This window comes from Dapis hubbardiae BLCC-M172 (assembly GCF_050016015.1).
Classification (GTDB): domain Bacteria; phylum Cyanobacteriota; class Cyanobacteriia; order Cyanobacteriales; family Microcoleaceae; genus Trichodesmium.
This window is the reverse complement of sequence record NZ_JBNHEQ010000219.1, coordinates 1,024-11,073: the sequence shown is the minus strand read 5'-3', so window position 1 is coordinate 11,073 and position 10,050 is coordinate 1,024. Positions and strand designations below refer to the sequence as shown.

Sequence of the window (10,050 nt, the reverse complement as noted above, 5' to 3'; positions counted from 1 at the left end):
AGGAAGAAGGAAGAAGGAAGAAGGAAGAAGGAAGAAGGAAGAAGGAAGAAGGAAGGGGGAAGAAGGAAGGGGGAAGAAGGAAGGAAGGAAGGAGGAAGGAAGGAAGGAGGAAGAAGAGGTAAATATAAACTTATGAGTATTGTTTTTCCTTTTGCTAGAAGTCAAATGATTTGGTATCGGCTCCTTTCTATTGGGTCATCCGAGCAAAATCTACCTTTTTGTAGCATTCTTTTTTCAAAGTGGTATAGCAATCCTATTTTATAGGAAAGCAGTTTTTCCCAGAGCAAGATTAGAGTGCTTTATAAAATGAAAATTTGGTAGTATTGAGTGTTGATGATTTTTGACATTTGCTATTATTAGGTTAACCAAAATAGGAAGTATAGATATGATATTGATTGTTATTGTTAGTAATTGACTCTAGTTAGGTAAAAGAATGTTCAAAGAATTTGTCAAGAAATCTTATGGTATTTCTGCCAAAATGTCTTTAGGAGCAACTATTTTAATTGTAGTTATTGGAGCATATAGTTTACCAGGCAGTACAATAATTTTCCCAAATCAGAAGCAGCATAAATTAGCCCAAACAGCAGATAAAAATACCATGAATAAATTAGTTTATGCCAATAATAAATTGGGTTTTCAACTATTTTCAGAAATTCAGAAATACCAATCAAACGAAAATGTTTTTATCTCGCCAATAAGTATAGCGATCGCTCTCTCAATGACGTACAATGGCGCTGCGGGAGAAACTCAAAAAGCTATGGCTAAAACTCTAAATTTTCAGGGAATGAGTTTAGCAGAAGTTAATCAAGCAAATAAGGATTTAGGGATTTTATTAAATAGTTTAAATCCCGAGATTAAATTAAATATTGCTAACTCTATCTGGACTGACAAGGGAACATCTTTTTCTCCAAATTTTCTGCAAGTAAATCAAAATTTTTATCAGAGTCAGGTAAGGGAAATTGACTTTAATAATCCGGAAAGTCCGAAAATTATTAATGATTGGGTAAAAGATAAAACTGAAGGGAAAATTGAGAAAATTATTCAAGCACTTAACCCTAATGATGTCATGGTGTTGTTAAATGCTATTTATTTTCAGGGAAATTGGGAAGAACAATTTTCAGAAGATTTTACTAGAGAGATGCCTTTTTATTTAGCCAATGGAACTCAAAAACAACATCCAATTATGTTCCAATCGTCAAGATATTTATATTACGATAATCAATATTTTCAAGCAGTGAGTTTGCCCTATAAAAAAGGTCTGGCTAGTATGTATATATTTCTCCCCAGGAAACAAGTCGGTTTAGAGGGATTTTATCAAATTTTGAATGAAAAAAACTGGAACAATTGGATGAAACAGTTTGAAGATTATGAAGTTAATTTAGGTTTGCCAACGTTTAAAAATGAATATGAAGTGACTCTCAACGATATGTTGAAATCTTTAGGAATGCAAATAGCTTTTCAGCCAGGGGTAGCCGATTTTTCGGGGATAAGTTCTGAGAATTTATTTATCAGTGAAGTTAAACAGAAAACATTTGTTGAAGTAAATGAAACAGGAACAGAAGCAGCAGCAACTACCAGCTTCACAATAACATTGGAAAGTGCAGTAATGACTGTCGATATGTTAGTTAATCGTCCCTTCTTTTTTGCTATTAGAGATAACAAATCTGGAACTATTCTGTTTATGGGAGAAATTACAAATCCAGAATATTAATACCAAATATAAAATTACTTTTGAATGGGTAACTTTTGTGAAATGGTATTAGGGGTGGAAAAAAATAATTAAGTGTAAATAATTGATTATAGCGTTTCTCAAGTTACTGAGGTACAGTTTTTTTTCTTCTTTTCTATTCCCTGTTTCCATAATTACTACTCTCTACTCCCTAAAAATTACCGAAAAATTAAGGTTTAAAGCCTCTCCTTCAAGGATAAAAAAAGAAAAAAATTATTTTTAACCTTACCTCTTATTTTTAAGAAGAGGTAATTATTAATTATTAATTGTTAATTAGGGCTGGCTGATTAAATATAAAAGCATTTACGGGTAAAGGTTTGAGCAATTTTAGGTCTGGAAAAAGTACGAGCTTTTTGGGTGATAAAGCAGAAATTGTGAGCATTTTGGGTAGACTATGGCAGAAAAATCAAAGGACTATTCTTCCTCCTACCTCCTCTATAATTCCCATTTCTCCTGACTCCCTACGGACCTTGCGTAACAAAAATGCGTTTTCCGTCCCGGAATGCTCGGCAAACATGTTGCGCAGCAAAACGTCCCTACCTCCTGACTCCTACCCTTACCCATAAGACTTTTTCAGCAAACCCTAATTATTAATTATTGAATAATTTTGAACCTCACTCAGAGATGGGAATTGCTATAATAATAAAAGACAAAATTATCACAACTTTCTCCAACTTATTACCTGAATTACCCAACTTAGTAAAAATATTGTTTGAGCGAAAAATAAAAGTATAAAGCCTCTCCTTTTAAGGAGAAAAAAGAAATATTATTTCTTTGTATTCAATCTGATGGTTTTAACCAGAGGTAATTATCCATTATCAATTAATGACCTGCTTATGTTTCTTCCTTTTGATAAAAATTCCAGAAGTTAAGGTAATTAGTTAACATCACTATCACAGCCACATCATCAACTACTCTACAGATACAATAGATTAATTAAAACCTCTAGTTATTAAAATAATTAAAAATTTCCCACTTTTTTACCCCGAAATTCATACTTTCGACTTTTGTAATACCAATTCACTTTAAAGATGTCACAAATAATTTCCTGAAATTACTGTATAGTCAAAGTTTTGAGCCTATAAAATCTTATTTTTAACTTTTGAGTGTTTATTTTTAACTTCCGTGAAACAGTATAAGGTTAGGTTTAACCGAATATAATAAATAGAACTTAATTTAGGCTCAAACTAGCCACTATTTTTATGAATAACCCTATATATCCAGGTCTAATACTTACTGACCGCTATAAAATTATCAAACAATTAGGACATGGTGGTTTTGGACGTACCTACCTCGCAGAAGATAACCACCGTTTCCAGGAACTCTGCGTACTTAAAGAATTTGCCCCCCAAGTTCACGGTAGCTACGCTTTACAAAAATCTCAGGAACTATTTGAACGGGAAGCAGGTGTATTATACAAGTTACGACATCCACAAATTCCTGGTTTTCGGGAAATGTTTCGCTATAAGTTAAATGGGGAAGGATATCTATTTTTAGTACAAGATTATATAAAAGGTAAAACTTATCGTGCTTTGCTAGAAAACCGCAAACTTCAAGGCAAACTTTTTAGCGAAGCAGAAGTAAAAAAATTTTTGCTGCAACTATTACCAGTGTTGGAATATATTCATAACTTAGGAGTTATTCACCGTGATATTTCTCCAGATAATATAATTCTACAAACTTCTGACAAATTGCCAGTATTAATTGATTTTGGTGGGGTGAAGGAAACGGCAACAAAAGTCGCCTCTGAGTATGCGAACAAAGGAGGTAATATTTTACCCCAAGCAACAAAGTTAGGAAAATTAGGATATGCTCCAGATGAACAAATGCGACTAGGAGTTATCAATAATGACAGCGATCTATATGCTCTAGCAGTAACAGCTTTAGTTTTACTAACTGGAAAGGAACCCTCTTTTTTGATAGATGGTAAGAACTTAACTTTTAACTGGCGCAAGGAAATTAGTCTTAGTGAAAATCTGGGAAATATATTAGATAAAATGTTAGCGTCTAAACCAAGCGATCGCTTTTCCACCGCTCGTCAAGTTATTGAAGCACTAGAAAATCTGCCATCTAGCATTGACTTAGCTACTACCCAAGCACCACCAGACATAGTTTCCACTCCTCCTGTTACTGCTGGTAAACTCTCCAATGTAACTACTATGTCAGTTTCCCAAGCTCATGTTACTACTGATGTTGCCAAAAAATCTTCTATTTGGTCAACAATTTTATTAGTATTAGTCACAATATTTAGTATGGGAGGAATAGGTTGGATAGGTGGTAATTTTTGGTTAGAATACGCATCTAATCAAAATAGAATTGTCAATGATAAACCAGAAAAATTGAGCGATCGCCTCAAAAAATTAGGTATCGATGAATCTTTCTTTTTCCCCTTAGTAGATGAATTTTTCTACAGTCAGTATCCTCAAAAAAGAGGGCAAATTTTGAGTAATAAAACTTCAGAAGATAAATTATGGCAGGAGCGATGGTATGCAATAGCTAATAAGTTAGCAGACAGACTAGAAACACTAAGTCCAGAAACTCGTCGCAGGTTAGGTAATTATAGTAAAGATGATATTTATCGATGGCGATCTCAACTGAGGAGATTAAATATTAGTAGTGCTGCTTTTAATGATTTAACCGATGCTCAGTTTCTTGATTTATTTTCAGAGCAAACTCGTGGTCAAAACCTCATTGGTTTACCAATAGGTCAAGTTTGGCAAGCGATCGCTACTGATACAATGAAAGATTTACAAAGTAGAAAATCTATAGCAGAAATTCGTTTTGCACGAGGTTCCTATAGACAAGTTGTTCAGGGTACTCTCCAACCAGGAGAAGGTAAAATTTATCTAGCTTGGTTACAAGATGAACAAATTTTGCGAGTCAGATTAGAACCTAATTCTCCAGAAGTTTTATTATCAATTTATCCTCCCAGAAATTATCGCCGTAGGTCTAGAGGATTAATAGAAGATTCTCCAGAAAATCAATGGATAGGTGAAACAAAAAGGTCGGGTTATTATCAATTTGTAGTTGTTTCAAATTCAGATAAACCTATTGAATATTCTTTAGTATTATTTGCTAGAAATAAAATTAATGGTAGGTATTAGTTCAATAATTAATAATTAACAATTAATAATTAATTATTACCGAAATATTGTGGCTTAAAGCCTCCCCTTTTAAGGGGATAATAAATAAAAATTTTCCTGTTCGTCAATCCTCTTCTTTTCAAGGAGAGGTAATTCGCGCATTCTAAATTCTTAATTCTAAATTCTTGAACTATTCTTAAGAACCTACACATATAGCAATCAGGAATCAGATGTGAGAATTGAGATGTTCCTTTAAAGTATAGAATATAGCAGTTATTTTACTCATATATGTTCGTTTTTTCTTCTTCTCTGTTGCCTGTTGCCTGTTGCCTAAAAATCTCCAATATCTCACAACTAAAATCATATTGCTATAATTACTTGCCTATTCTCTATAGCTGTTACCCTTATACTATAAGGTTCTGAATTTTAGGCAATGTGTAATTACAGCGATTTTCATTTCAGTAGACTACAGTAGGGACGTTCCATGGAACGTCCCTAAAAGATTTTGGTTGTGAAGATGTGGTTTATCAATCTGAAAAGCAGTGTAATTTTGTGTACCTGCTTAAAAAGAATACGATTTGAAAACTTTGAAAAAAGCTATTGATAAATTTAAAGAGAATTAAAAGTTACTGCCAAAGTACATTCCTTTAACCTTAGAAATAATTATTCATTATTTGCTGATAGCTGAATGCTGATAGCTGACGGCTGATTGCTTATAACTATCTTGACACTGAAAGAAAAACTATGAGATAATATATATAAGCATAAAACTATGTAGTTAAAATTAATTATTCAACAGAAATTTAGGAGGGTCTATGTGGAAATACATAATTATTGGTTTAATCACCCTAGAATTAGTCTTACTCAGTGGATTTTTTAGATACCCAGCTAATGCAACAATTAGAGATTCAGAAATTTTTACTTGGGATTATGCTTCTATAAGTAATTCTCAGGTTGTTTGTAAAAAAGTCAAATTTCACCCTATAAATAGGAGGCTACCAGAATCATCAGATATGGAGCCTGTAAATATTAATTCTCAAGTAGTAAATGATAGTTATTGTGCTGATTTAACTAAACCTGTTTAATCCCATATCCTGATGATTAATTACCAGAAAAAAATGTAGGAATATCCCTAAGATTAAACAAAACTAGAGTTAACAGAAATGTAAGCATTCTGTAGGAAAAAAAAATTAATTCGCAAAAAATGAGAGCTGAATTCTAATAGCTGAATGCTTACCGAAATATTGTGGTTTAAAGCCTCCCCTTTTAAGGGGATAATAAATAAAAATTTTCCTATTCATCAATCCTCTTCTTTTCAAGGAGAGGTAATATCAAATCCGGTAGTATTGGTGTAATTAGATAGTTAATCGACGAGTCAGGAGTCAGGAGTCAGGAGTCAGGAGGGAAGAGAATTTAGAAATATTTGCTCAGGGATGAAGATGAAAATTTTTTTATACCGAATTAAGCGGATTTGATATAATTCTAAATTCTTAATTCTAAATTCTTAATTATTGAAATAAAATGTTCAATAAAAAAAACAAAATAGTTAAAAAAAACCGGGTTTAAAATGACATAAATCCGGTTTTCATATTTTTCAAGGCACATGATATGATCGAGTCTATCTGAATAGTTATAAACTAAAGAGGTGAAAAAAATATGAAATATCGTGTCACACTCAACCGTAGAGATATAATAGTCGAAGCAGGAACTAAAGAAGAAGCAGCTCAACAAGCAGAAGGAAAGATTAATCAAGGGGAAAAAATTAATAATATTAAACCAGTCACATCATCAGAATCTAAATCAGGTTCTTGGTGGGAAATTTGGTTAGATTAAATATCAACTAACTTAAGGAAATACAAATCTTTGTATTTCCTCTGTATGTGAAATATGGAAAATTTTTCTCAAAAAGCTCCCCTTTGAAAAAAAATAGTTTGTATTTTCTTTATTTTTTCTTCAGAATTAAAACTTCGGTATAAAATTAAACAAAAATTATAATTTTAATGAATATTTTAATGTAAAGTATCGTAACAATTCCGATCAAAATCTTGAGAAATCTTACCTTAGTTTGACAAGCGGTCTAACCTATAAATTTGAAGTAATGTAACGAGGTAAAATGATGAATAATTTCCAAAAATATCGGCTTAGTTGCACCCTCACCTTCGGCGACATTTATGGCCAGATTATTGTTTGGTTGATAGTAGTATTCTTGAGCATTGCTGGAGGAGTTGCCCTTTGGACTAGCAGTAACCAAGTCTATGCTCTGGGAGCTATTGCCCTAGTTGTTGTCTTGTCTCTACCCTTCCTTTTATTTTCTTTCGTAACTACCCTATTAAATCATATTGAAGTTTCTTCAGTAGACCCGAATGAGGAAGAGGAAGTTGAAATGCCAACACCTGGTCAACAAGCAGCAACATCTATGAGCTAAATATTTTGAGTCTTTATTTCGTGACTTAAAAATTACTTAATTCTTCAATTAATCAAGAATCTAAAAGTATTAAAAATCTGCCTGTCGAATGACAGGTAGGTTTTTATCGGGATAGGGAATAGGGAATAATATTAAATCCGGTAGTATCGGTCTAAATTAGATAAAGAGTGTGGGAAGGGTGGGGAGTGTGAAAAGTGTGGGAAGATAGAGATATCTAGAAATATAACAATAGCTGAAAATGGAACATTTTTTTATACTGAATTAAGCGGATTTGATATTAAGGAGGAAGAAAAAAGGTAGAAAATGATATAATTAGGTGGCTTCTATTTTAAATTAGTTTCAGGGAATAGAAAATAATTTTTGTGGATAATTTTAGACAAATTTTTACCATAAATTATATCAAATTCCTTAGTATCGGTACAATTCAATATTGTAGGGGTTTGGTGACCAAACCACTACAAAACTTATTCTCCAAAGTCGGCAGATTTGATATTACTTTACCGACTATAAAGTAAGATGATAAAAGAACAAAAATACCTAATATTTAGCTAATGTTAGAACACGACATAATTATAGTAGGCGGCGGTCTTGCTGGTTGTCGCGCTGCTGTGGAAATAGCTCGCAAAAATCCTAGTTTAGATGTGGCGGTTGTTGCCAAAACTCACCCCATTCGTTCTCACTCTGTCGCTGCTCAAGGTGGAATAGCTGCTTCCCTACAAAATGTAGACCCTGAAGATAGTTGGAAAGCTCATGCTTTTGATACTGTAAAAGGTTCCGACTATTTGGCAGACCAAGACGCAGTAGAAATTTTAGCAAAGGAAGCACCAGATGTAATTATTGACTTAGAACATTTGGGAGTATTATTCTCTCGTTTGCCAGATGGTCGCATCGCTCAACGTCCTTTCGGCGGTCACTCCCACAACCGCACCTGTTATGCTGCGGATCAAACAGGTCACGCTATTTTGCATGAGTTGGTAAATAACCTCCAGCGTAATGGGGTAAAAGTATATCAGGAATGGTATGTCATGCGTCTGATATTGGAAGAAGGTCAGGCAAAAGGCTTAGTTATGTATCATATTTTGGATGGGGAAATAGTTGTACTTCGAGCAAAGGCGATAATGCTTGCCACTGGTGGTTATGGTCGGGTGTTTAATACCACTTCTAATGATTATGCTTCGACTGGCGACGGTTTGGCAATGGCTGCAATGGCAGGTTTGCCTCTGCAAGATATGGAATTTGTGCAGTTTCATCCCACTGGTTTATATCCAGCAGGGGTTTTAATTTCTGAGGCGGTGCGCGGTGAGGGTGCTTATCTAATTAATAGTGATGGCGATCGCTTTATGGCGAATTATGCTCCGAGTCGGATGGAGTTGGCACCTCGTGATATTACTTCCCGCGCTATTACTTTGGAAATTCGTGCTGGTCGTGGAATTAATATGGATGGTAGTGCAGGAGGTCCGTTTATTTATCTGGATCTGCGACACATGGGTCGGGAAAAAATTATGAGTAAGGTGCCGTTTGCTTGGGAAGAGGCTCATCGCCTTGTAGGTATTGATGCGGTGAACAAACCGATGCCAGTTCGTCCGACTGCTCATTATTCTATGGGTGGCATTCCTACTAATACTGATGGTAGAGTTTTGGCGAGTGCTGATGGTTTGGTGGATGGGTTATTTGCTGCGGGTGAATGTGCTTGTGTTTCGGTACATGGGGCGAACCGTTTGGGAAGTAATTCTTTGTTGGAATGTGTGGTTTATGGACGACGCACTGGAGCAGCGATGGCTGAGTTTGTAGAGGGTAGAAAGTTACCTGATGTTGAGGAGGAAGGTTATTTAGAGGAGGCGCGGGAACAAGTTCAGGGTTTGTTAGAGCGCTCTGGAGAATATCGCATTGATTTTTTACGGCAGCAGTTTCAGGATGCAATGAGTGAACATTGTGGTGTGTTTCGTTCCCAGGATGTAATGCAGCAAGGGTTGGAAAAATTGGAGCAGTTGCAGGAGCAGTATCAGCAGGTTTATTTGGATGATAAGGGTAAGTCTTGGAATACGGAAATTATTGAGGCGTTGGAGTTGCGGAGTATTATTGTTGTGGGTGAGACAATTTTAAGTTCGGCGTTGAGTCGTCAGGAAAGTAGAGGCGCTCATAGTCGAGAAGATTTTCCGCAACGAAATGATGAGCAGTTTTTACAGCATAGTTTAGCTTATTATTCGTTGGCGGGAATTGATATTAATTATCGACCTGTGGCAATAACTATGTTTGAACCACAAGAGCGCAAATATTAAATTAATAATGGATAATGGATAATTGATAATTGATAATGGATAATTGATAATTAATCCATTGGGTTTAAAACCTCTCCTTTTGAGGAGAAAAAAGAAATAAGATTTCCCCACTTGGTTCTATCCTTTCGGTTTTAACCAGATTCATTATTCATTATCCATTAATGAATTGTTCCTTCTTTCTTTTTATACCAATTTCCTGGAAATCATAATAATGAGTAATAAAATTTTAGTAACTGCAAGTAGTGGTAATATGTTTGCTGATTGAGGTATTAATAATGCTGAAAAAACTCTAGCTAAGGCAAAAATTGGTAACCGTATATGTGAATTAATTAATGAACCTCAATTAAGTCTTTCTCTTGAATGAATTAAGCAACTACTTAAAATATCCCAACAATATTTTGATGAATTGTTGATAAATAATCAAGAGGATAATAATAATGAGTGATGAAATTTTAGTAACTGCAAGTAGTGGTAATGTATTTGCTGATTGAGGTATTAATAATGCTGAAAAAACTCTAGCTAAGGCAAAAATTG

6 protein-coding genes are annotated in these 10,050 nt (G+C 34.4%); all 6 read left to right on the top strand.

The annotated features are described in order from the left end of the window. Positions 1-433: 433 nt before the first annotated feature. The 6 genes from ACP6PK_RS20170 (at position 434) to ACP6PK_RS20145 (ending at position 9,516) form a co-directional block, all read left to right on the top strand. On the top strand, positions 434-1,711 hold the full coding sequence (locus ACP6PK_RS20170) for a serpin family protein (RefSeq protein ID WP_426562085.1): 1,278 nt from the start codon (positions 434-436) through the stop codon (positions 1,709-1,711). Between the two features lie 1,220 nt (positions 1,712-2,931). Continuing rightward, on the top strand, positions 2,932-4,833 hold the full coding sequence (locus tag ACP6PK_RS20165) for a protein kinase domain-containing protein (protein ID WP_426562083.1): 1,902 nt from the start codon (positions 2,932-2,934) through the stop codon (positions 4,831-4,833). Positions 4,834-5,627: 794 nt separating this feature from the next. After that, positions 5,628-5,897, top strand: coding sequence for a hypothetical protein (locus tag ACP6PK_RS20160; protein ID WP_426562081.1), 270 nt, complete (start codon positions 5,628-5,630; stop codon positions 5,895-5,897). Between the two features lie 571 nt (positions 5,898-6,468). Continuing rightward, a complete protein-coding gene (locus tag ACP6PK_RS20155) occupies positions 6,469-6,645 on the top strand; it encodes a hypothetical protein (protein WP_168186728.1) in 177 nt (58 codons plus the stop codon). Positions 6,646-6,928: 283 nt separating this feature from the next. Further along, positions 6,929-7,237, top strand: a complete 309-nt coding sequence (locus ACP6PK_RS20150; protein WP_094677950.1) for a hypothetical protein — start codon at positions 6,929-6,931, stop codon at positions 7,235-7,237. Between the two features lie 551 nt (positions 7,238-7,788). Further along, positions 7,789-9,516 carry a succinate dehydrogenase/fumarate reductase flavoprotein subunit gene (locus ACP6PK_RS20145; protein ID WP_426562079.1) on the top strand — a complete coding sequence of 576 codons (1,728 nt, stop codon included), beginning with the start codon at positions 7,789-7,791 and terminating at the stop codon, positions 9,514-9,516. Positions 9,517-10,050: the final 534 nt, after the last annotated feature.

Excerpts from the sequence above, each read along its gene's own strand:
- ACP6PK_RS20170 (WP_426562085.1), top strand. The coding sequence starts at position 434 with ATGTTCAAAGAATTTGTCAAGAAATCTTATGGTATTTCTGCCAAAATG.
- ACP6PK_RS20165 (WP_426562083.1), top strand. The coding sequence starts at position 2,932 with ATGAATAACCCTATATATCCAGGTCTAATACTTACTGACCGCTATAAA.
- ACP6PK_RS20160 (WP_426562081.1), top strand. The coding sequence starts at position 5,628 with ATGTGGAAATACATAATTATTGGTTTAATCACCCTAGAATTAGTCTTA.
- ACP6PK_RS20155 (WP_168186728.1), top strand. The coding sequence starts at position 6,469 with ATGAAATATCGTGTCACACTCAACCGTAGAGATATAATAGTCGAAGCA.
- ACP6PK_RS20150 (WP_094677950.1), top strand. The coding sequence starts at position 6,929 with ATGAATAATTTCCAAAAATATCGGCTTAGTTGCACCCTCACCTTCGGC.
- ACP6PK_RS20145 (WP_426562079.1), top strand. The coding sequence starts at position 7,789 with ATGTTAGAACACGACATAATTATAGTAGGCGGCGGTCTTGCTGGTTGT.